Below are 20310 nucleotides of genomic sequence, written 5' to 3' on the forward strand. Positions count from 1 at the left end.
CGACACGGCGGTGGGCAGCTGGTGCGAGGCGGGGATCGAGACTCTGCACCCGACCCAGGGGGGGGTGGGGCAGCTGCAGGTGGATGAAACCCAGGCGATGCTGGCGGACATGAATCCGAAGCAGCTCGACAAGCTGATGAAAAAGAAAGAGATCCCTGTGGTGATTGCGCCGGATGGCGGCTACTGGCTGGTGGATCGACATCACCTGACCAAGGCGCTCTGGCAGCAAGGGGTCAAGCAGGTACGGGTCAAGGTGATCGGTCGCTTGCAGGATAAAGACAACTTCTGGAGCCAGATGCAGAACAACCACTGGGCCTGGCTCAAGGATGAGAAGGGGCTCCCCCTCACGCCGGAGCAGCTGCCGACCAGCATCGACAAGTTGCCCGACTACCCCTATCGCACTCTGGCGGGGTTGCTGCAGGATGCGGGTTACTTCAGCAAGCAGGATCAGGTCTACTTTGTCGAGTTCGCCTGGGCCAGCTGGCTCGGCAAGCAGATGCAGTGGATGCCGATAGACAGCGCCAATCTGGCGGCCCGGCTGCAGCAGGCCAAACGGCTTGCCTGCGGCAGCGATGCCAAAGACCTGCCCGGTTATCCCGGCCGGCAGTGCAGCCTCAACCAGTCGAAAACGGCGAGCTGACAACCAGACAGCGAGAGAGGGCGACCCGTGGGTCGCCCTCTTTTTATGTCAGTCTGCGCATTATGATGTCGCATCTGGCGTTGAAGCCTGGCTCTGCCAGGTGGCCGCAGCCTGTTCCAGCAGCGCCACATCGCCCTGCTGGATCAGTGGCAACAGGGCATTGACCTGTTCGTTCGGCCAATCCCACCAGGCGAGAGCCTGCAGCCGGGCAATCTCGCTCTCGGTGAAGCGCATCCGCACTATGGCCGCTGGCGTACCCGCCACCATGGCGTAGGACGGCACATCTTTGGTGACCAGCGCCCGGGCGGCGATGATGGCGCCATCGCCGATGGTGACGCCGGGCATGATCATCGCCTCCATGCCGATCCAGATATCGTTGCCGATGCGGGTATCGCCGGCAGGACGGTAACTGCGCTTGAGCGCCTCCAGATCAGCAAACGGATAGGTGCTGATGAAGGCGGTGTTGTGGGTGTGGTTGCCCCCCATGATGATCTTCACCCCGGCGGCGATCTGCACGTAGTCACCGATATGGAGCTGGTCGATATGCCAGAGCGGCTTCCAGCCGGTATCGGGATGACGGCTGAAGCTGTCGCCATGGAGGTAGCGCACCACCTCCTGTTCGAAGGGGCCATCCCAGGCGCCCGAGTAGTAGCTGTGTTGCCCCTTGAGGCGGATATTGGGGTTGCTGACCGTCAGATGCAGGTATTCGACCTGTGACCAGTGCTGGCAGGTTTTCATCCTGGTACTCCTTTGCTGAATGGATTTGATTGGTTGCGTTCGATGGAGCGCAGCTAATAGATCCAGACCAGCATGCGGGGCACGCAGAGCAGTGAGCAGCCCAGCATTTGGGGCAGACGGGGTCGCATTCGGGGTAAGCCCTGATATGGGAAATCGGGGGGATCATAAGGGCAATGATGGCGATTTGCCAACCTGCAGCGGAGATCCTGCACTAACCATCTGGTTGATATTTATTCTCAGTTAGCCATCATTAACCTCCCGGTTTAGTCGGTGGGGGATAATGAAATGACACCAGAGAGTTGGCAGCGTTACATGCTGGAGGCGGAGCGGTCGTGGCAGTCCGGTTCGCTGGGGGCCGCCGTCTGCTTCTATCAGCAGGCGCTGGGGGATGTCTACGAGATGAGTGAGGTTGAGCTTGCCGAGCTGGCCAGCATGCGGGTCGCCACCTGCCACCGACTGGCCGACTTCTGGCGGGCGATGGATGAACCCGCCTACGAGCTGCGTTATCTCAAGCTCGCCTCCGAGCTGGTGACGGCGCTGGTGCCGCAGTGCCCCAACCGGGAGTGCGAGGCGCTGATCAGCGAGCTGGGCTGCTGCCGCGGCGCCCTGCTCGCCTTCTTGAAGCGCCACCCCAACCCCGAAATAGCCAAACTGATCCAGTTGCAGGACAAGGTACAGGGCTGCGAGCTAATCGGCCGTTTTCGTCTCAACTGACAGGCGTCGATCTTAGCTGCGGCGTTTGAGCTTTTGAGCGATGCGCTGCTGCGCCTCTTCCCCTTGCAGCGCCTGGGCGAAGGCGCGCGCCTCCAGATCGATGACGAAGTGGACCGCCTGTTTGAGCTCCTGTTTCATAAGCGCCTTGCTCTTTTGCACCGCTTTGGGCGCCTTGCTTGCCAACTTGAGCCCCTGCTCGCGGGCAAAGGGGATCAGGGTATCGGCCGCTACCACCTTGTTGGCGAGTCCGAGCCGCAGTGCCTCGTCGGCATCGATCGCCTCGGCCAGCAGCAACAGCTCGGCCGCCTTGAGGTGACCCACCATGCGCGGCAGCAGCAGGCTGGAGGCGAACTCCGGCACCAGCCCCAGCTCGACGAAGGGGAGCTGCAGGCGGGCGTTATCCGCCAGATAGACCAGATCGCAGTGGAGCAGGATGGTGGTACCGATCCCCACCGCCGGGCCGCCGACCGCCGCAATCACCGGCTTGGGAAAGTCAGCCAGGGTGTGGAGGAACTGCAGGATGGGGTCGTCGGGTTCCAGCGAGCTCTTGCCGACGAAATCGGCCAGATCATTGCCCGCGGTAAAGCAATCTTGCTGCCCCTGCAGCAGCAGGACATGCACCTCCTCATCGTTTGCCGCCTGCTGCAGGGCGCTCACCAGCTGCTGATAGAGGGCGGTATTGAGGGCGTTGCGCTTGTCGGGGCGGTTGAGCGTCAGGGTGAGCAAGCCATCCTGCTGCTCGGCGACGAGAATGGGGGCCATGTCTAAATCCTTGTTATTGAAGGGTGCACAAAGGTTACTGTCGGAGTAACCTTGGAGCCGTTTAACAACATCATAAAAGGATTTCAACCATGTTTAAACGTGCGTTTTATTCTCTGCTGGTGCTCGGCATTACGGCTCCCGCGCTGGCCAAGGTGGATGCGGTTGACGGCTATGTGCGTTTGCTGCCGCCGGGCTCTCCCAACACCGCCGCCTTCATGGTGCTCAAGAACGATGCCGACAAACCGGTCAAGCTGGTGGCGGCAGCCTCTCCTGCGGCGGGTCGCGCCGAGCTGCACACCCACCTGCACGAGAATGGCGTGATGAAGATGCGTCAGGTCGAGAGCATCGAGATCCCGGCCAAGGGCGAGGTAGCGCTCAAACCCGGCAGCTTCCACATCATGCTGTTCGAGATTGGCGTGCTCTCCGAAAAAACGCCGATGCCGCTCACCCTGACCATGGATGATGGCGAGAAGCTGGAGCTCTCCCTGCCGGTCAAACCGATCGAGCCGATGGCGGGGATGAACATGAAGCATATGAAACACTGACATTTGTCGTCGCTTGTTCAGATTTGAGACTGGGTATTTTGGCTGCACCGGGTAAAATAGCGCTCTTTCCATGTATGCAAGAGGAAGTGAAGTGATGAAAAAGACGCTGATTGCCGGTGTTCTGTTTGCCCTGTGCAGCCAGGGTGCCATGGCCGCCAATGACTGGCGTTTCGCCGCCGGTGCCGACGTATGGAACGCCCAGGGCAGTGGTCAGGTTTATGGTGCCAGCACCAACTATGACGATCACTACAACTGGAACGGCTACCTGCAGCTGGAACACGGCATCATTTTCCTGCCGAACGCCAAGTTTGAGATCTCCGACTTCAGCACCTCCGGCGGCGCCTTCAAAAACGAGCTGACTGCCTACGATCTGAACCTCTACTACCGTCTGTTCAACAACGATCTGTTCAAGATCGATCTGGGTCTGACCGGTCGTTACTACGATGGCGAGCTGACCTCTTACGGTCGCAAGGGCTACGACAAGGACACCGTGATGGCCTACGCCGGTAGCGAACTCTACATCCCGAACACAGGTTTCGCCTTCTTCGGTGATCTGCGTACTCACGATGTGGACAACTATGACTACCGTCTGGGTGCCTCCTACAAGTTCTCCAACATGCCGGTCAAACTGCGTGCCGGCTGGCGTGAAGCCAATGTGGACTTCGACAACGTCGACCAGCGTATCGACGGCTGGTTCATGGGCGGCGAATTCACCTTCTAATCTGAGCGTCTGACGACAAGGAGAAGTAATGGGCTACATCATAGTGACGGGGGCCGGTTCCGGTCTGGGCCGCGCCTTGACCGCAGGGCTGGTTGAGCGGGGCCATCGGGTTGCCATGATGGGGCGCCGTTACGAGAAGCTGCAGGAGCAGGAGGATCTGCTCGGTCAGGCGGTGATCGGCATTGCCGCCGATCTGGCGCACCACGAAGAGGTGGAGATGGCCTTTGCCGCCGCCGTTGAGTGGGGCGGCCTGCCCGAGATGGTGATCCACTGCGCCGGAGTTGGCGAGTTCGGCCCGGTCGGCATCTACACCGCCGAGCAGATCCGCTGTGTGGTGGAGAGCAATCTTGTCTCCACCATACTGGTGGCCCAGCAGACGGTGCGTCTCATCGGCGAGAAAGGTGGGGTGCTGGCCAATGTGCTCTCCTCCGCCGCGCAGGTGGGCAAGGCCAACGAGAGCCTCTACTGCGCCTCCAAATGGGGGATGCGCGGCTTTCTGGAGTCGTTGCGCGCCGAGCTGAAAGGCTCGCCGCTGCGGCTGGTTAACCTCTACCCGAGCGGGATCCGCAGCGCCTTCTGGGACAACTCGGATCACGTCGACCCGACCCGTTTCATGACCCCGGAAGATGCCGCCGCTTACATGCTCGATGCATTGGCAGCGCGCAGCAGTTGCCACGTGACCGATCTCTTTATCGGTCGCAACGAGTAGATTTTTCTCTTGCCGCGCAGGCTCAGGTTAAAGAAAGAGGGAGGCGTGATGCCTCCCTTGTTTTTTAGCTAATAGCAAAATCGATCATTAGTGCCCCCCTGCTTGGCCGCTTCTGCTGGCCATTTTTCCTTTCAGCCAGCTCTCCAGGTCGGCCACATAGCTGTAGACAACCGGCACCATCAGCAGGCTCATGGCGGTGGCTGACAGTAACCCCCCTATTACGGCAATGGCCATCGGTTGGCGGAAGCTTGCATCCGCGCCAAAGCCCAGCGCAAGTGGCAGCAAGCCCGCCGTCATGGCGACCGACGTCATGGTGATCGGTTGTGCCCGTTTATGACAGGCATCGAGCAGGGCATCGCGCAGGCTCATCCCCTGCTGCCTGGCTACGATGGCAAAATCCACTACCAGTATCGAGTTCTTGGTGACGATCCCCATCAGCATGACCAGCCCGATGAGCGATGGCAGGTTCAATTCGCCGTGGGTCAGCAGCAAGGCGGCAAAGGCACCTCCCGCGGCCATCGGGACGGCGGAGAGGATGGTCAGAGGCTGGAACCAATCCTTGAACAGCAGCACCAGTACCCCGTAAACGCAAAGTACACCCGCAATCATGGCACCGCTCATACCGGCAAACAGCTCGGCCTGGGTCTCTGCATCGCCAGACTCCAGTAGCCGTACCTGTTCCGGGCGATCCTGCAGTGCAGGCAGCGCTTTGGCTGCTTTCAGGGCATTGCCCAAGGCATAACCCCCCAGATCTGCCGTCAGCGTGACCTGACGTTCGCGATCAAATCTGTCTATTTGTGAGGGGCCGCTCTCCAGCCCAATTGCGGCTACGTTGCCAAGAGGAACCAGTCCGGTGCGACCCGGCACGCGCAGCGCCGCGATAGCCTCAAGGTTCTGGCGCATCTCCCCGCGCAACAGCACCCGGATATCCAGTTGTCGCTGTTCCAGATTCAGTTTGGAGAGAGAGGACTCGCGATCTCCTGCCAGGGCGACCCGCAAGGTGTCGCCAATGGCCTGGGTTGTCACACCGCTCTCGGCAGCTTGATCGGCATCGGGTCGGATGACTACATCTTGTCGCTCTAGACTGGCTGTCGAGGTCACGTTGTGGAGAAATGGCAAGCCACGTAGCTGTTGTTCCAGCTGTTTGGCGCTATTCATTAGCGCGTGTGTATCTGAGCTGGAGAGCACCAGCTCGAGTTTTTCACCCGAGCCACCGCTGCTAAATGAAAAGCGGGCACCGGGAACATCAGCCAACCGCTGCCGCATGGCCAGCTCGATCTCCCTCTGTTTCGGACGTTCCCCACGCTCGGCAAGCACGACGACCAGGCTGGCAAAGCGTACTTCGCCGGGATCATTGGCCGAGGTATTGCCGGCATAGGCGAACATGGACTTCACGCCTTCAGTGCCAATCAGCGCATTTCTGGCCTCCTCGGCCATCTCCATGGTTTGATTGATGCTGGCTCCCGGAGGCAGCTCAATGCTGATGGTGGTGCTACCCCGATCAGCCGGCGGAATAAAGCCGGTAGGCAGCAGCGGCAACAGGGCGGCGGAGAGTACAAACAGACCGACCCCGATGAGCAAGGTCTTCAGACGATGATCGAGGCACCAGCGAGCCAGTCGCAGATAGAGTTGCATGGTGGGGCCATCGTGCTCTTGCTGGTGCAGACCGGGTTTAATCAGCCAGACCGCCATCATGGGGGTGATGATGCGGGCGACCATGAAAGAGAGGCCGACGGCAATCACTATGGTCCAGCCAAATTGCTTGAATACCAGACCGGGGACACCACTCATCATGGCGGTGGGCAGGAACACCACGATCAGCGTGGTGGTGGTCGCAGCTACTGCCAGCGCAATCTCGTTGACCGCGTCTTCAGTGGCCTCCCGGGCACTTTTCCCCTTGTTCATATGGCGGGCGATGTTCTCGACCTCAACGATGGCATCATCGACCAGGATCCCGACGACGACCGCCAGCGCCAGCAACGTAATGGTGTTGAGCGTATAGCTTGCCCAGTGCATATAGGCGAAGGCCGGTATGATGGAGAGAGGGAGTGCGACCGCCCCTATCAGGGTTGCTCGCCAGTCGCGCAGGAACAGCCAGATTACCAGCACGGAGATAATGGCGCCCTCATAGAGCATGTGCATCGAACCTTCGTACTGCTCCTCGGTATGCTCGACCGTGCTGTTGACCCGTAGCAACTTGATATCGGGATATTTGTGCTGGATCTCCTTCAGCGCTTGCTCTACCCCGGCGGCAATGCGCACCTCGTCAAACCCCTTGGTGCGCCAGAGTTGAAAGCCCACCGCAGGTTTGCCATCCAGCATTGCCGACTGGGTTCTGTCGGCAGTTGTATCCCGGACGGTCGCGATCTCGTCCAGACGGATTTTGCGTCCATCACTGAGCACCACCGGCAGGGCGCACAGCTGGTCGGCTTGTTGTACCGTCGCCAGGGTTCGCACACTCTGCTCAGCCCCATCCATCTGACCCCGTCCGCCGGATGACTCCTGCTGGACACTGCGTAGCGCGCGCGATACATCAGCCGCAGTGGCCCCCAGCCCGGAGAGACGAATGGGATCGACTTCGATGCGCACTTCCCGGCGCACGCCACCGATCCGGGTGAAATCTGTGATGCCGGGAACGGCTTGCACCGCCTTGGCCAGTTCGTTGTCAACCAGCCACGACAGGGCCTCTTCACTCATCTTGTCGCTGGCAATGGCATAGGTGAGCATGGCGCCGCCTGGCCCTGCGATTACCTTGCTGACGATAGGCTCCTGCAGGTCATCGGGCAGATCGTTGCGGATCCGATCCACCGCATCCTTGGTGTCGGACAAGGCTTCATTCAGATTGCGCTCCAGATCAAAGGTCACCGTGATGGTGACCACTCCATCGTTAATTTTGGTGGTCATGTGGCGCAGACCACGTACGGTCGCCAACGAATCTTCCACCTTTTTGGCGACATCGGTTTCCAGCTGGGAGGGGCTGGCGCCCGGCTGACGGAGTTCCAGTTTGACGGTCGGTAAATCGAGATCCGGCAAATCCTGGATCCCCAGCTTCTGGAAGCCGGCCACGCCGGCCAGGGTCAGCATGATAAACAGCAGGATGGAGGGAATGGGGTTGCGGATCGACCAGGTTGCCAGATTCATGGTTACTCCTTGCCTTTGGCGGTCATGACGCGAATGGCTTCACCATTGTTGAGGAACCCGGCCCCCTTGAGGGCAATCAGGTCGTTTTCCCGGATGCCCCGGGTGATTTCGACGGCATTGTCGCGGCGCAGGCCCACGGTGACCTCCTGCATATAGGCCTTGCCATCGTCGATGCGGAAAACGACGCTGCGGCCATCCCGGATCAGCAGCGCCTGTGCCGGGATGGTCAGTGCCTGCCGTTTCTCGACTTCAATTTGGCCACCGATATACATGGCCGACTTGGCACCGCTGCCCGGCAGGATATCGACATAGGCAGTACCCATCCGGCTGTTGTTGTCGAGTGCGCCAGCCAGCTGCCTGACCTGCCCTTCCGTTCTGGCACCGGATGGCAGGAGCAAGGAGACATGCTGGCCCGGCTTGACTTGCTCCATCTTGGCGGCGGTCAGTTCGGCGCGCCACTCAAGGCGATTTTGCCGTATGAGCCGAAACAGTTCGGTGCCTGTGGCTGGTACCTGCCCCAACGTGGCATTGCGAGCAGTAATAAGACCATCATCCGGCGCAATGATGCGGGTATCGTCCAGACGCACCTGCTGACTGGTCAGTGATGCCTTGGCAGATAGCTCCTGCGCCTGAGCCAGCTTGAGCTCGGTTTCCACTTTGAGCAGATCCTGATCGCTGACACTCTTTGCCTGATAGAGCCTGCGCATGCGCTGGGCATTGGCCAGGTTTTGCTGCAGGCTCGCCTCGGCCTTGATGAGCTCGGCTTGGGCTCGCTGCACATCTGCTCTGGCGATCCTGTCATCCAGCCGAGCCAGCATGGTGCCTCGAGTGACCAGATCACCGACAGCGGCGTTGATCTCCACCACCGCCATGTTGCCGCTATTGGCACTGACGATGGCCTCCTGCCAGGGGGTAACAACGCCCATTGCCGGAATGATGTCAGGCCAGAGCTGCCGCAGTGGTGTCACCGTCGTGATTGCCGTCGCCATTTTTTTTTCTGCGGCATCACTTATTAATGGGGTCAGACATAGTTGAGCGATGATTAACATGAAAAAAGGATGTCGCATAATTTAGAGGCTCCACGCAGTGGCCAAAATGGCAATCATGTAATGCCACGATGATTACCGGTCATATTATTTGGCGATGGATTAAATAAGTAATAAATTTAGCTGGTCGCTGGTGAAGCTGATTCAGGATGGGTAATTCCGGCAAGGAATATTGAAAATACCCCCGGAGCCTGCTTCTGGAGTTGTTCCATATCCTCGGCAATGACGGCCTGCATAATCAAACCTTGCAGCATGCCGATGAATAATGTCGCCGCAGCATCCATATCCAGAGTTGATGGAAATTCATGGTTTGCAATACCTTGCTGCATTAATTTAATCAACATCGCCCGATAACGTAATAACAATGTCTTGGCAATCGCTCTGGTTGGCGAGGCTCGGCTTTTTTGCAGCTCGCCAAACATCATTCTCGGAATACCGGGGTGATGAGCTGCAAATTCAGCGTGCGTCATAAACATGGCTTCCAGTGCAGCCGGTGCCGACTCGATACCCTCTATGGCGCGTTCGAGACGGGAGAGCAGGGTGTTGGCGATCCACTCCATCACCGTCTGGAAGATGGCATCCTTGGTGGGAAAATGTTTGAACAGGGCCCCTTGGGTGAGCCCCATGTGCTGCGCAATGATGGTGGTGGTGAGCTCCCCGGGGTGATGCTTGGCCAGCAGTGTGATGACCGTCTGGATCGTGGCGGCTTGCCGCTCTTCGCTCGGTAAATGCTTGGGATGACGCGCCATCTGGTCTGGTCTCGAAGTGAAGTAAGTTACCTATTACTTAGCATCAATCTCTGTACGTTTTTTGTCAAGCAAGCCACATCGACAAAAACATAACCACAGGAAAGAGAAGGTTTTTTATATACAGCATCGTTTCTCCATCCTGGCCATGATGAGCTTTGCCAGCGGTTGAGCGGCCTGGAGTATCGTCACCAGGTTTCACGGGTGATGGGGTACATCAAGAGATGATGGAGATGAGCTCCTTGATGTCTTCGCTGTGCAGAGTTAACGACCAGAGGGCACGATGCTGGTCTGAGCTGAGGCCATCGGTATATATAATTGTGCTGTCTTGAATATGAATATGGTTACGGTGTGCTTCCATTTGCAGTCCCGTCGTTGGAAACCAGATATGTATAATTCCCGATGTAATAAAGGTAAATTGAGCAAAAAGTTCATTTTCGCCGACCAGTCTGAAGGTTCTCTCAATCACTTTGACCTGCATATATCCTCCCGGTTAAAAAACGCAATTGATATTTGCGTCAAGAGATAGTCCTGAAATTAACGAGAGACAATAGAATGTGGTGCTGATTGTGAGAGCGCTCACGGGTGGTGAAAAAGTAATTGCTGGGGCTCACTTGGGGGTTTCATGGCAATTAATGGCATGCTAGGCAGATATTTCTGTTAAATATCGGTTATATATCGCAGCACGACTGGATTGTCCCACGGTTTATTTACGCAGAACCATATTGAGCACATGGCAGGGGGATTTCCGGTATTTCCCGTCAGATCACCCCAACATAGCGACACCTCCTTACCAGAGCAGGTGGCGCGGTTTGGCGGTCAGGAGTCAGGAGTCAGGAGACTGCGCAGTAGGATACTTGGCATCCTGACGTAACAGGGCCATCCGTCAGAGCGAGCAATAAAAAATGCCAGTCAGCATTGGCTGACTGGCACCATTTTGACTGCGTTCGTTAACGCGGCAGTGGGGCTTAGCGGCCCAGCTTGGCCTTGATCATGGCGACGATGTCGCTGATGGCCACTTCCTGCTTCTCGCCGGTGCGGCGGCACTTGTACTCCACCACGCCGTTATCCATGCCGCGCTCGCCGATGACGATGCCGTGCGGTACGCCCAGCAGCTCCATGTCGGCGAACATTACGCCCGGGCGCTCTTTACGGTCATCGAACAGCACGTCAACACCGGCCGCTTTCAGCTCGGCGTAGAACTGCTCGGCCAGCTCGGCAACGCGCACGGACTTGTGCATGTTCATCGGCACGATGGCCACTTCGAACGGGGCGATGGCGTCCGGCCAGATGATGCCGTACTGGTCGTTGTTCTGCTCGATGGCGGCAGCCACCAGACGGGAAACCCCGATACCGTAGCAACCCATCTCCATGGTGACGGACTTGCCACCTTCGTTCAGCACGCTCGCCTTCATCGCTTCGGAGTACTTGGTACCCAGCTGGAAGATGTGACCCACTTCGATACCGCGCTTGAGCAGCAGCTTGCCCTGGCCGCACGGGCTCGGGTCGCCTTCCACCACGTTGCGCAGGTCGGCAACTTCGTAAGCGGTGATGTCGCGATCCCAGTTGGCACCGGTCAGGTGGAAACCGGTCTCGTTGGCGCCGCAGACGAAGTCCGCCAGATGGGCGGCGCTGCGATCGACGATGATGCGACCGGCAAAGCCGACCGGGCCGATGGAGCCTGCGTCGCAACCGGCGGCCGCTTTGATCTGCTCGTCGTTGGCGAAGGTGAGCGGGTTGGCTACGCCAGAGAGTTTCTCGGCTTTGATTTCGTTCAGCTCGTGGTCGCCACGCAGTACCAGCGCGATGACGGCCTGCTTGCCAGCTTCATCCTCTTCGCCCAGTACCAGCAGGGTCTTGGCGATGGTGGTCGGTGCCACGTTCAGGAAGGCGGCCACTTCATCGATGGTGTGGACGGCCGGGGTAGCAACCTTGGTCAGGGCTGCGGTGGCGGCAGCGCGCTCGCCAGCCGGCGCCAGCGCTTCGGCCATCTCGATGTTGGCGGCGTAATCTGATGTATCGGAGAAGGCGATCAAGTCTTCACCGCTCTCGGCCAGCACCTGGAATTCGTGGGAGCCGGTACCACCGATGGAGCCAGTATCGGCCTGCACCGGACGGAAGTTCAGACCCATGCGGGTGAACGCCTTGCAGTAGGCGGCGTGCATCTTCTCGTAGGTATCGACCAGAGACTCTTTGTCGATGTGGAAGGAGTAGGCATCCTTCATCAGGAATTCGCGGCCGCGCATCACGCCGAAACGGGGGCGCACTTCGTCGCGGAACTTGGTCTGGATCTGGTAGAGGTTGAGCGGCAGCTGCTTGTAGCTGTTCACTTCGTAACGCACCAGCGCAGTGATCACCTCTTCGTGGGTCGGGCCCAGCACGAAGGGACGGTTGTGACGGTCGGTCAGACGGCACAGCTCGGGACCGTAGTCATCCCAGCGGCCGGACTCCTGCCACAGCTCGGCGGGTTGCACCACCGGCATGGAGACTTCGATGGCACCAGCATTGTTCATCTCTTCGCGAACAATGTTCTCGATTTTCTTCAGTACCCGCAGACCGGTTGGCAACCAGGCATACATGCCGGAGGCCAGTTTACGGATCATCCCGGCGCGCAGCATCAGCTGGTGGCTGACAACTTCAGCGTCGGAGGGGGTTTCCTTGAGAGTGGAAAGCAGATATTGGCTGGTACGCATCGCGGTAGACCTTAGCTAGAACGGGCGCGGGGCCCAGGATAATTTCAAGGGCGGAATTTTAACAGGCTGGGCGTTGCGGCCCAAGGGCTAAATTTGCCGCAGCCGCGAAAGGGCGGCGCGGGCTGGCCATCTTGTCCGGATCGGAGGGGATGCCCGGCTGGTCATCATCGGCTTGCCGGAGAAGCATTTGACCGCAATTGGCTTGGTATAAGTAAAAGTTTGGCCATTTCGGTAAAACCCATAAATTTGATTTATACCGCGCGGTTTGTCCCTGCAACGGCCGCAGCTTGCCAGTGATGGCTCGATAGGGGGACTGGCCGATCCTGACGATGCAAATCTTGCCGCAGCCAGCGGTGAACGGGGGCTGGCGGGGCCTTGCCCACGGGCCATGTGGCCGGGATGCAAAAGCGGGGCGGGTAGTACCACAACCATTGGGCTTTTAATGCCTGCAATTTGGCCGGATCTCCGCTAAACTCTGCCACCTTTTCGTGACGGGTCGGCCAAACCGGCCCCGTCGCCCCCTCTTTATTTGTACTTTTGGAGCCGCTCATGCCGCTAGTGGGACATCAACACCAGATCGAGATCCTGGAACTGACCGACAAAGGAGATGGCAAAGGACGCCTGTTCGACCGCCCCCTGTTTGTCGAAGGTCTGCTGCCGGGTGAGCAGGCGTTGGTCGAACTGACCGAGGTCAAGCCCAACTACCTGCACGGCAAGGTCACCGAGCTGCTCCAGCCCTCCGCCGACCGGGTGGCCGATTTCTGCCCCAACACCGAGTGCGGTGGCTGTCAGGTGCGCCCGCTGGCTTATCCGGCTCAGCTCAAGCTCAAGCAGAGTCTGGTGCAGAGTGCCCTGGAGCAGGTTGGGCTGGGTGAGACCAAAGTCAATCCCATCCTCGGCATGGAGACCCCGTTCGCCTATCGCAACAAGGCGCAGTACGCGGTGCGCGGCTGTGACGCCGGCGCCGAGATCGGTTTTTATCGCAAGCACTCCCACGACCTCATCACCGCCGATGATTGCGCGGTGCAGGACTCGCTGCACGTGGAGCTGAACGCCCGGGTGCGCAACTGGATGCGCGCGCACGACATCGCGGCCTATGACGAGGTGAACCACACCGGCAGCGTGCGCAACCTGATGACCCGCAAGGGCTTCAAGAGCGGCGAGCTGATGGTGGTGCTGGTGACCCTGAGCGAGGAGCTGCCGTTCGAGGCCGAGCTGCTGGCGGCCCTGCAGGATCTGCCGGTCACTACTCTGGTGCAGAACATCAACGAAGCGCGCACCAACCGCATCCTGGGCGACAACAACCGGGTGCTGCTGGGCAGCGGGGTGATCCGCGACAAGATCCACGAGCTCGAATTCGAGATCTCGCCGCTCTCCTTCTTCCAGAACAACCCGAGCCAGACCGACGTGCTCTACTCCAAGGCGCTGGAGTATTGCGAGCTGACCGGCAACGAGACGGTGTTCGACATCTATTGCGGTATCGGCACCATCTCCCTGTTCCTGGCCGGCAAGGCCGCCAAGGTAGTGGGGATCGAGTCGGTGGAGAGCGCCATCAGCGATGCCCGTCGCAATGCGGCCCTCAACGGCATCGAGCAGACCGAGTTCCACGTCGGCAAAGCGGAGCAGCTGATGCCTGCCCTGCATGCCGAAGGGGTGAGCGCCGACGTGGTGGTGATGGATCCGCCGCGCAAGGGCTGTGACAAGGCGGTGCTGCAGACGCTGGTGGCCATGGCGCCCCGTCGTCTGGTCTATGTCTCCTGCAACCCGCAGACGCTGGCCCGCGATCTCGCCTGGCTGGTCAAGCAGGGCTTCGTGCTGGACGAGGTGCAGCCGGTCGATATGTTCCCGCACTCCATGCACGTCGAAGCCGTCGCTCGCCTGAGTTTGCCCGCCAAGAGCTGAGCCTGACTCTCGCCCATAAAAAAACGACGCCAGCTGGCGTCGTTTTTTTATCTCTGCAATCGGCGGATGGCCGATTAGCTGGCGCTCTGGCGTACCTCGGCGGCAATCTGGTCGAGCAGCTGTTGCCAGCCCAGACCCAGCTCGCTGACCAGCGCGTTGTAGCCATCGGCCGGCAGCACCCGTACCTGATTGAAGGGGGCTTCGCGCAGCACGGTGCCATCTTCCGCCAGCAGGCGCCAGCGCCCGCTCAGCACGGCGCGGCCATCGTGGCGACCCTGAAAGCGCTCGACCAGTATGGTCAGCACCGGCCCTTTGCGGCCGCCATCCTGACGAATGACCCAGCCCGGCAGGCGGGTGGAGAGGCCGTTGAGGGTGAGCTGGTTGAGCTGATCGTCGAGCGAACCGGCCCAGCGGTGGTACTCGGCAAAGTGGAGCTCCTGCCCCTCCAGCTGATAGACAAGACTGATCCGGTCGAGCTGGCCCGCCAGTGTTATGGGGCGCAGCACCAGCTGGTGCTGCGGGGTAACCGGCGCCGCCGCCGGTTGCTGGCTGTCGGCGGCGAGCGAGTAGTAGTGCAGCGCTGGCTGGGTGCTGCTGCACCCGGCCAGCAGGCCGGTCAGCGCCAGCGTCAGGATGAACTTTTTCATGGTGTGCCTCGCTTGGGTTCAGGGTCCCGGGGACGGACGCGATCGAAGATCAGCGAACTCGGCTGCTCGTTGAGAGAGTGCACCAGCGGCTGCAGCTCGCGCATCAGCTGGTTGAGGGTCTGCACCGACTGACGCAGATCCTGATTGGTTTGCGACTGGGCATCATAGGCCTGCAGGGTCTCCTGCAACTGCTTGAGGCTCTCGTTGAGCGAGGCCGGCAGCTGCTGGGTGGAGTCCTTGGCGGTGAGCTTGTCCAGATTGGCGCTGACTGCACTGATGTTCTTCAGTGTGCCATCCAGCGTCGAGAGCGAGCTGTTGACCTTGGTCAGGGTGGTGGCCATATCCATGTCGACAAACTTGTCGAGGATCAGGTTCACCTTGCGCTCGATCTGATCCAGCCCGCCCTGCACGGTCGGGAAGACCTGATAGCCGGCCAGCTTGACCTGATCAAAGCGGGGAGCCGTGGGGTAGAAGTTGAGATCGATGATCTTGCCGCCGGTCAGCAGACTCGAGGTCTTTAGGCTGGCACGCAACCCCTCCTTGAACTGCTTGCTGAACAGGGCGCGCCACTGATCCTTCTCCGCCTTGGCATAACGGTGGGAGAGACGCTGCACCTCGATGCGGGCCAGTACCGGGATCTGGCGGTTCTGGAAGATGCGAACCCCCTTCTCCTCGATCATGTAGGGCGCCGAGATGACGGTGCCGACCCGAATGCCGCGATACTGCACCGCCGCGCCCGGGTGGAGACCCGCTACGTTGTCGTCGAACAGGAAGACGTAGTCGATGAACTGATCCAGACTACCGGCCATCACGCTTGCCTCATCCTGGAACAGGGTGAACTCGTCGTGCTGCTTGACCGGATCACCCGGTGACCAGCCGGCAGGCAGGCCCATGGTGATGCCGCCGTCGATCAGGCTCTCCAGCGAATCCATCTTCACCTTCATCCCTTCGCTGCTCATGGAGACCTCGAAGCCCGGGGTCAGCCAGAAGCGGGAGTTGCTGCTCACCAGAATGTCGTAGGGGGCGTTGATGAAGATCTGATACTGCATCTCGCTCTTTTCAGGCAGGAACTTCGCCTCTTCCACCTGACCTATGGTGAAGCCCTGATAGTTGATGGGCGAGCCCTCGCCAAGCGCCTTGGCTTCGCGGCTGGAGAGGGAGAGGCGCAGACCCTTGGCATTGATGGAGGAGAGCGGCGGCTTGTCGAGCATGGCGTACTCGTCGCGCGCCTTGCCTTTCTTGCCGGGGGAGAGCTCGATATAGGCGCCGGAGAGCAGGGTACTGAGACCCGATACCCCTTCGCGACCGACCCTGGGCTTGACCACCCAGAACTTGCTGTCGCCGCGCAGCATGCTGGCGGCGTCGTTGGTCAAGCGCCCCTTGAGCACGGCGTGGCTGTAGTCATCGCTCAGCTGGACGGCATCGATGCGACCGACAGTAACCTCGCGCGAGCGGATCTCCGTCTTGCCTGCCACTATGCCTTCGGCGGTGGCGACTGTCAGGGTGAAGCTCGGGCCCTGGGAGTACCAGTGCTGGAACAGCATCCAGAGACCGATGAACAGCGCCAGCAGGGGCACCATCCAGATTGCGGCGGCGGAGCTCAGAAAGTCAGAGCCCGGTTTCCACCTTGTTTTACGCTCACTCACGTTCGCGTTCTCCTTGTTGTAAATCCCAGATCAGGCGCGAGTCGAAGCTCATGGCGGCGACCATAGTGATCAGCACTACGCCTGCAAATGCGACGGCCGCAGGGCCGGGGTAGATGGTCATCAGGTTGTCGAGCCGGATCAGGCCCGCCAGAATGGCCACCACGAAGACGTCGATCATCGACCAGCGTCCGACAAATTCGGTCATCCGATAGAGCTTGAGCTTGCCGAGCGGCGACTCGGCATTGCCGCTCTGGACCATGTAGCAGAGCCAGAACAGTGCCAGGATCTTCACCAGCGGCACTACCACGCTGGCGAAGAAGATGACGGCGGCGATGGGGTAGGAGCCCATCGCCCAGAGCAGCACCACGCCGCCGAGGATGGTGGAGGGGCTGTCATCGCCGAGAAAGACGGTGTCCATGATGGGGTAGAGGTTGGCCGGGATGTAGAGAATGGCCGAGGTGATGAGCAGGGCCCAGGTGCGGTTCAGACCGCCCGGTTTGCGGGCATGCAGATGGCCGCCGCAGCGCTGGCAGCTGTGGCTGCCCGCCTCGCTCAGGGCGCCGCAGATATGGCAGCTTACCAGACCCGATGCCATGGCGCCCGCTTCGGGGTCGAGCTCACGCTGCTCGGTCGGGCCGAACAGCCGTTGCCACAGCCACATCCGATCCAGCGACGAGATGGTCTTGATGAGCAGGATGGTATAGCCGACGAAGGCCCAGAACGAGAGGCCCATCTTGATGTCAGCCATCCCCATCAGCTTGACCAGCGAGATGAGTACACCCACCAGAAAGACATCCACCATCAGCCAGGGCTTGATACGGCAGAGCAGCCGGCCGAGAGAGCGCAGGGCGTGGCTGTGCAGGTCTTTGTCGATGCGCCACAGCACCAGCATGATGGAGCCGATATAGACCAGCGGCAGGCCGATCAGGGTGATGTTGAGTACGGCGCTGAGAAACAGATACCCTTCGTCCACCAGAGTCGAGATGCACTGGAGAAAGGTCATCTCCTGCCCGATCCCCTTGGCCGAGAAGGACATGAAGGTAAAGGAGTTGGAGAGCACGAACATGATGAGCGCGGCAAACCCGTAGGAGATGGGACGCAGCTCCTGCTGTGGCAGATGCTGGCTCAGGGTGTGGCCGCAACGGGGGCAGTGGCTGGCTTCGCCCACCGCCAGCGGTGTGGCCGGGATCAGCAGGTCACACTCTTCGCAGGCGGTGTCGTCATGAACGTAGGTGGTATGGTGTTGGTGTGAAACCGGATGCAAGATAAAACCCCAGATTAGGCTCGCGAGAGAACCAGAGGGGCGATTATCGCAGTTGTACCGGTCAGCGACCAGTCCTGCTGCGGTGTGATTTGCGGGGCGGTGTGTGAGAATGACTTTGACAAGCCAGTGGCCATTTAGCACAATCAAACGCCACTTTTTTTCCGCGGGACAATAATTTATGACAACTGAATCCCCAAGCTACTCCACGATTGAGCAAGCCTTCTCCCTCGGGAACGGGCAAGATTCTGCCCTCAACTGGTTGCGTAAAAACCGCAGTCAGGTCGCCATTTTCCTGGTGAGCGGCATCAAGCTGGAGGGCACCATCAGCGGGTTTGACCAGTACAGCGTGCTGCTGACCGATGCACACGGCAACCAGCAGCTGGTCTACAAGGCCAAGATCTCCACCATCGCCATGCACACCGGCCGTCCGCAGGTAAACATCCAGCGCGCCCGCAAACCGCGCGTCTCCATGGCGCCGCGCCCCCACGGTGCGCCGGGTCGCTATGACGACAATCAGGGCGGCGGCAACAACGAGTAATCGTACGTCACTGCCTGTCCGTTGACCGCCTGCTGCGTCAACGGCTGACGGGAGTTCCGCTCATTCTCCATCCTGTCCCGTATGAGCGCGGACTCCCGTTATCGCCCTGCCAGGGGCGATAACTTTTACCTCATCAGAAATCGATCCCTACCGGTTTACCCTCTTTGACCATGCAGGTCTGCATCCCGGCCGCTTCACCCGCCTGTACGCCGATCCCGGTATCTTCAAACACCAGACAGCCTGACGGCGCGACCCCCAGCTTGCTGGCGACCAGCAGGAAGGTGTCCGGATTGGGCTTGTGCAGCTCCACGTCGTCGGCCGTCACCACCACCTGAAAGTAGCGATCCAGTCCGGTATTGCGCAGCACCGCTTCGGCATGGAGTCGACCAGGGTGCCATCAAGGTCAAAGACTAGGCCTTGGAATCCGGAAAGGGTCATGGTGCGGGGTCTGTCTCTGAAAAAAGGGAGCCTATTCTAGCCAGTGGCTCCCCGGCTCGCCATCACCTAGCTGGTGAGAAACGCTTGCCCCCACATTTGTGCCTGAAAATAGATGGGGGTGAGCCTGGCCGGATCGAGTTGGTAGTGCGGGGCCAGCTGTGCCAGCAGGGCCCAGTTGCCCTGCTCGTAGGTGTTGACCAGCTGGAACAGGTGAAACAGCGGCCCTTCGCGCAGCTCGATGGCCCGTTTGACGTTCGTGGGCAGGTGGCGCTTCATCTCCTCCGACAGCAGGGAGGCATCCTGTACCAGCCCGACCAGAAAGGCCCAGCTGGCGTCTGCTTTGCCGAGCGCCGTGAGGGCGATGAGCTCGCAGAAGCGGCCGCGAGCGATGGCCATCCGGGTACAGGCTTCGGGCATGTGCTGGCTGGCCCGGGCCAGCCCGTTGATCAGCACGAATTTGCGGATCTCCTGTTCCCCCAGATAGGAGATAGCGCGGGGAACCGAGGTGATGGGAGTGGCGTGATCAAAACCGGGCGCGTTGACATAGGTGAGCAGCAGGCCCGGCAGCCAGGCATCCTGCTCCAGCAGGCGGGCGACCTGAGCAAACGAGAACTCTTCGTGGCAGATGAGCTGGAGGATCTGCTGCACCAGCGCCATGTCGGGCTGCTGGGCGCGCTGGTTGACCAGCTCGGGCCGGGCCAGAAAGCCACCGGCGAAGAAATCGACCCCCGCCTCCCGCAAGGGGAGAAAGTCCTCCCACGCCTCGACGTTGAGCGCCATCCGCTTGTGATCGGTGGGCTGGCAGATCCCCTCTTCCCCCGTCCAGAACACCAGCAGGCGGCTCACGCCCAGCCAGCGAACATCGCGATGGGCGCCATGCACGGCGAGCCGGCGTCGGCTGTCGCGCCACTGCTCCAGCACCGGAAAAGAGGTGGGTAGCCGTTCACTGGAGGCCTCGACCAGCGGGATGGTCTCCTGAGCAAACAGCAGGGGGCGCTGCTCATCGAGCTGTTCGTGGTTGAAGGGGAGCAGATATTGGCGCCCCTGCGCCAGCAGGTGGCTATGTTGTGCCAGTGAGGGCCATTCGGCCGGTGAGCTGAGCTGATAGTCGATGCCGTAGGCCACCAGAGCCAGGCGACGGTTGAAGATGGGATAGCGACGCAACAGCATGGGATCACCGATAGGCCAGTGTGCGGGCCCTCCCTTCAGATTTGGCGTGGTAGAGCGCCTGGTCGGCCTGTTCGGTCAGGCTCTGCCATGCTTCGTCCTGGGAGGGGACCAGATAGCTAAAGCCTATGCTAACCGTAATGAAATCAGCAACTCGGGAGGCTGGATGTGGCAGGTGCAGACGGGCTAGCCCCTCGTGAATCCGCTCCGCCAGCTGCTCCGCTTCACCGGGTTGTGGCGCGCAGAGCAGGAT

General features: G+C 60.1%; 19 protein-coding genes and 1 pseudogene. 7 read left to right on the forward strand and 13 right to left on the reverse strand.

Annotated elements, in window-relative coordinates; genetic code table 11:
* Window positions 1-640, forward strand: a 640-nt coding sequence (locus tag AACS24_RS16035) for a ParB-like protein (protein WP_108571304.1), incomplete at its 5' end; no start/stop codon positions are given.
* Between the two features lie 60 nt (window positions 641-700).
* Here AACS24_RS16035 and AACS24_RS16040 read toward each other — a convergent pair.
* Window positions 701-1378 (reverse strand): CatB-related O-acetyltransferase, encoded by a 678-nt coding sequence (locus AACS24_RS16040; protein ID WP_108571305.1) that lies wholly within the window; start codon window positions 1376-1378, stop codon window positions 701-703.
* 285 nt (window positions 1379-1663) lie between these two features.
* Between AACS24_RS16040 and AACS24_RS16045 the strand changes: the two genes are divergently transcribed.
* Complete coding sequence (locus tag AACS24_RS16045) at window positions 1664-2092, forward strand: DUF2753 family protein (protein WP_033115108.1); 429 nt, start codon at window positions 1664-1666, stop codon at window positions 2090-2092.
* A 12-nt stretch (window positions 2093-2104) separates the two neighbouring features.
* On the opposite strand, the gene AACS24_RS16050 is transcribed toward AACS24_RS16045, so the two are convergent.
* Entirely contained in the window at window positions 2105-2854 is a 750-nt protein-coding gene (locus tag AACS24_RS16050) for an enoyl-CoA hydratase-related protein (protein ID WP_108571306.1), read from the reverse strand.
* Window positions 2855-2943: 89 nt separating this feature from the next.
* On the opposite strand from AACS24_RS16050, the gene AACS24_RS16055 reads away from it, so the two are divergent.
* From AACS24_RS16055 to AACS24_RS16065, 3 genes are all read left to right on the forward strand, one after another.
* Window positions 2944-3399 (forward strand): copper chaperone PCu(A)C, encoded by a 456-nt coding sequence (locus AACS24_RS16055; RefSeq protein WP_108571307.1) that lies wholly within the window; start codon window positions 2944-2946, stop codon window positions 3397-3399.
* A gap of 94 nt (window positions 3400-3493) precedes the next feature.
* Entirely contained in the window at window positions 3494-4120 is a 627-nt protein-coding gene (locus AACS24_RS16060) for a TIGR04219 family outer membrane beta-barrel protein (RefSeq protein WP_033115111.1), read from the forward strand.
* A gap of 28 nt (window positions 4121-4148) precedes the next feature.
* Complete coding sequence (locus AACS24_RS16065; RefSeq protein ID WP_108571308.1) at window positions 4149-4829, forward strand: SDR family oxidoreductase; 681 nt, start codon at window positions 4149-4151, stop codon at window positions 4827-4829.
* 87 nt (window positions 4830-4916) lie between these two features.
* On the opposite strand, the gene AACS24_RS16070 is transcribed toward AACS24_RS16065, so the two are convergent.
* The 5 genes from AACS24_RS16070 to AACS24_RS16090 all read right to left on the reverse strand — a co-directional run bounded on the left by AACS24_RS16070 (window position 4917) and on the right by AACS24_RS16090 (window position 12455).
* Window positions 4917-7970: an efflux RND transporter permease subunit gene (locus AACS24_RS16070; protein ID WP_108571309.1), complete on the reverse strand. Its 3054-nt coding sequence runs from the start codon at window positions 7968-7970 to the stop codon at window positions 4917-4919.
* A 2-nt stretch (window positions 7971-7972) separates the two neighbouring features.
* On the reverse strand, window positions 7973-8959 hold the full coding sequence (locus tag AACS24_RS16075; RefSeq protein ID WP_181364208.1) for an efflux RND transporter periplasmic adaptor subunit: 987 nt from the start codon (window positions 8957-8959) through the stop codon (window positions 7973-7975).
* 176 nt (window positions 8960-9135) lie between these two features.
* The gene (locus tag AACS24_RS16080) at window positions 9136-9765 is read right to left on the reverse strand and encodes a TetR/AcrR family transcriptional regulator (RefSeq protein ID WP_071912639.1); all 630 of its coding nucleotides are present in this window, start codon (window positions 9763-9765) and stop codon (window positions 9136-9138) included.
* Between the two features lie 214 nt (window positions 9766-9979).
* Complete coding sequence (locus tag AACS24_RS16085; protein WP_108571311.1) at window positions 9980-10243, reverse strand: hypothetical protein; 264 nt, start codon at window positions 10241-10243, stop codon at window positions 9980-9982.
* A gap of 487 nt (window positions 10244-10730) precedes the next feature.
* The gene (locus AACS24_RS16090) at window positions 10731-12455 is read right to left on the reverse strand and encodes a proline--tRNA ligase (RefSeq protein ID WP_108571312.1); all 1725 of its coding nucleotides are present in this window, start codon (window positions 12453-12455) and stop codon (window positions 10731-10733) included.
* A 549-nt stretch (window positions 12456-13004) separates the two neighbouring features.
* Here AACS24_RS16090 and rlmD point away from each other — a divergent pair.
* Window positions 13005-14357: a 23S rRNA (uracil(1939)-C(5))-methyltransferase RlmD gene (gene rlmD, locus AACS24_RS16095; protein WP_108571313.1), complete on the forward strand. Its 1353-nt coding sequence runs from the start codon at window positions 13005-13007 to the stop codon at window positions 14355-14357.
* A 74-nt stretch (window positions 14358-14431) separates the two neighbouring features.
* On the opposite strand, the gene AACS24_RS16100 is transcribed toward rlmD, so the two are convergent.
* Genes AACS24_RS16100 through AACS24_RS16110 form a run of 3 tightly spaced genes read right to left on the reverse strand, consistent with a single transcriptional unit; the run spans window position 14432 to window position 17914 of the window.
* The gene (locus tag AACS24_RS16100) at window positions 14432-15004 is read right to left on the reverse strand and encodes a PqiC family protein (protein WP_108571314.1); all 573 of its coding nucleotides are present in this window, start codon (window positions 15002-15004) and stop codon (window positions 14432-14434) included.
* A complete protein-coding gene (gene pqiB, locus AACS24_RS16105) occupies window positions 15001-16650 on the reverse strand; it encodes an intermembrane transport protein PqiB (RefSeq protein ID WP_033115116.1) in 1650 nt (549 codons plus the stop codon). The genes AACS24_RS16100 and pqiB overlap by 4 nt, the downstream gene beginning before the upstream one ends.
* Window positions 16643-17914 carry a paraquat-inducible protein A gene (locus AACS24_RS16110; RefSeq protein ID WP_108571315.1) on the reverse strand — a complete coding sequence of 424 codons (1272 nt, stop codon included), beginning with the start codon at window positions 17912-17914 and terminating at the stop codon, window positions 16643-16645. Before AACS24_RS16110 ends, pqiB begins: the two co-directional genes overlap by 8 nt.
* A gap of 178 nt (window positions 17915-18092) precedes the next feature.
* Here AACS24_RS16110 and hfq point away from each other — a divergent pair, with 178 nt between their 5' ends.
* Window positions 18093-18452: an RNA chaperone Hfq gene (gene hfq / locus AACS24_RS16115; protein WP_005335772.1), complete on the forward strand. Its 360-nt coding sequence runs from the start codon at window positions 18093-18095 to the stop codon at window positions 18450-18452.
* 133 nt (window positions 18453-18585) lie between these two features.
* On the opposite strand, the pseudogene AACS24_RS16120 reads toward hfq, so the two are convergent.
* The 3 genes and pseudogenes from AACS24_RS16120 to AACS24_RS21970 all read right to left on the reverse strand — a co-directional run.
* Window positions 18586-18837: pseudogene (locus tag AACS24_RS16120) on the reverse strand (HAD family hydrolase); the annotation flags it as partial.
* 119 nt (window positions 18838-18956) lie between these two features.
* Window positions 18957-20060 carry an EAL and HDOD domain-containing protein gene (locus AACS24_RS16125; RefSeq protein ID WP_108571316.1) on the reverse strand — a complete coding sequence of 368 codons (1104 nt, stop codon included), beginning with the start codon at window positions 20058-20060 and terminating at the stop codon, window positions 18957-18959.
* Between the two features lie 4 nt (window positions 20061-20064).
* The coding region (locus AACS24_RS21970) for a diguanylate cyclase domain-containing protein (RefSeq protein ID WP_258222956.1) at window positions 20065-20310 on the reverse strand (246 nt) is incomplete at its 5' end.

Origin of the sequence: Aeromonas sp. HMWF016, assembly GCF_963878195.1 — a bacterium.
Taxonomy (GTDB): Bacteria; Pseudomonadota; Gammaproteobacteria; order Enterobacterales; family Aeromonadaceae; genus Aeromonas; species Aeromonas lacus.

Coding starts and splice junctions, on each gene's coding strand:
- AACS24_RS16040 (WP_108571305.1), bottom strand. CDS start 1,378: ATGAAAACCTGCCAGCACTGGTCACAGGTCGAATACCTGCATCTGACG.
- AACS24_RS16045 (WP_033115108.1), top strand. CDS start 1,664: ATGACACCAGAGAGTTGGCAGCGTTACATGCTGGAGGCGGAGCGGTCG.
- AACS24_RS16050 (WP_108571306.1), bottom strand. CDS start 2,854: ATGGCCCCCATTCTCGTCGCCGAGCAGCAGGATGGCTTGCTCACCCTG.
- AACS24_RS16055 (WP_108571307.1), top strand. CDS start 2,944: ATGTTTAAACGTGCGTTTTATTCTCTGCTGGTGCTCGGCATTACGGCT.
- AACS24_RS16060 (WP_033115111.1), top strand. CDS start 3,494: ATGAAAAAGACGCTGATTGCCGGTGTTCTGTTTGCCCTGTGCAGCCAG.
- AACS24_RS16065 (WP_108571308.1), top strand. CDS start 4,149: ATGGGCTACATCATAGTGACGGGGGCCGGTTCCGGTCTGGGCCGCGCC.
- AACS24_RS16070 (WP_108571309.1), bottom strand. CDS start 7,970: ATGAATCTGGCAACCTGGTCGATCCGCAACCCCATTCCCTCCATCCTG.
- AACS24_RS16075 (WP_181364208.1), bottom strand. CDS start 8,959: ATGGCGACGGCAATCACGACGGTGACACCACTGCGGCAGCTCTGGCCT.
- AACS24_RS16080 (WP_071912639.1), bottom strand. CDS start 9,765: ATGGCGCGTCATCCCAAGCATTTACCGAGCGAAGAGCGGCAAGCCGCC.
- AACS24_RS16085 (WP_108571311.1), bottom strand. CDS start 10,243: ATGCAGGTCAAAGTGATTGAGAGAACCTTCAGACTGGTCGGCGAAAAT.
- AACS24_RS16090 (WP_108571312.1), bottom strand. CDS start 12,455: ATGCGTACCAGCCAATATCTGCTTTCCACTCTCAAGGAAACCCCCTCC.
- rlmD (WP_108571313.1), top strand. CDS start 13,005: ATGCCGCTAGTGGGACATCAACACCAGATCGAGATCCTGGAACTGACC.
- AACS24_RS16100 (WP_108571314.1), bottom strand. CDS start 15,004: ATGAAAAAGTTCATCCTGACGCTGGCGCTGACCGGCCTGCTGGCCGGG.
- hfq (WP_005335772.1), top strand. CDS start 18,093: ATGACAACTGAATCCCCAAGCTACTCCACGATTGAGCAAGCCTTCTCC.
- AACS24_RS16125 (WP_108571316.1), bottom strand. CDS start 20,060: ATGCTGTTGCGTCGCTATCCCATCTTCAACCGTCGCCTGGCTCTGGTG.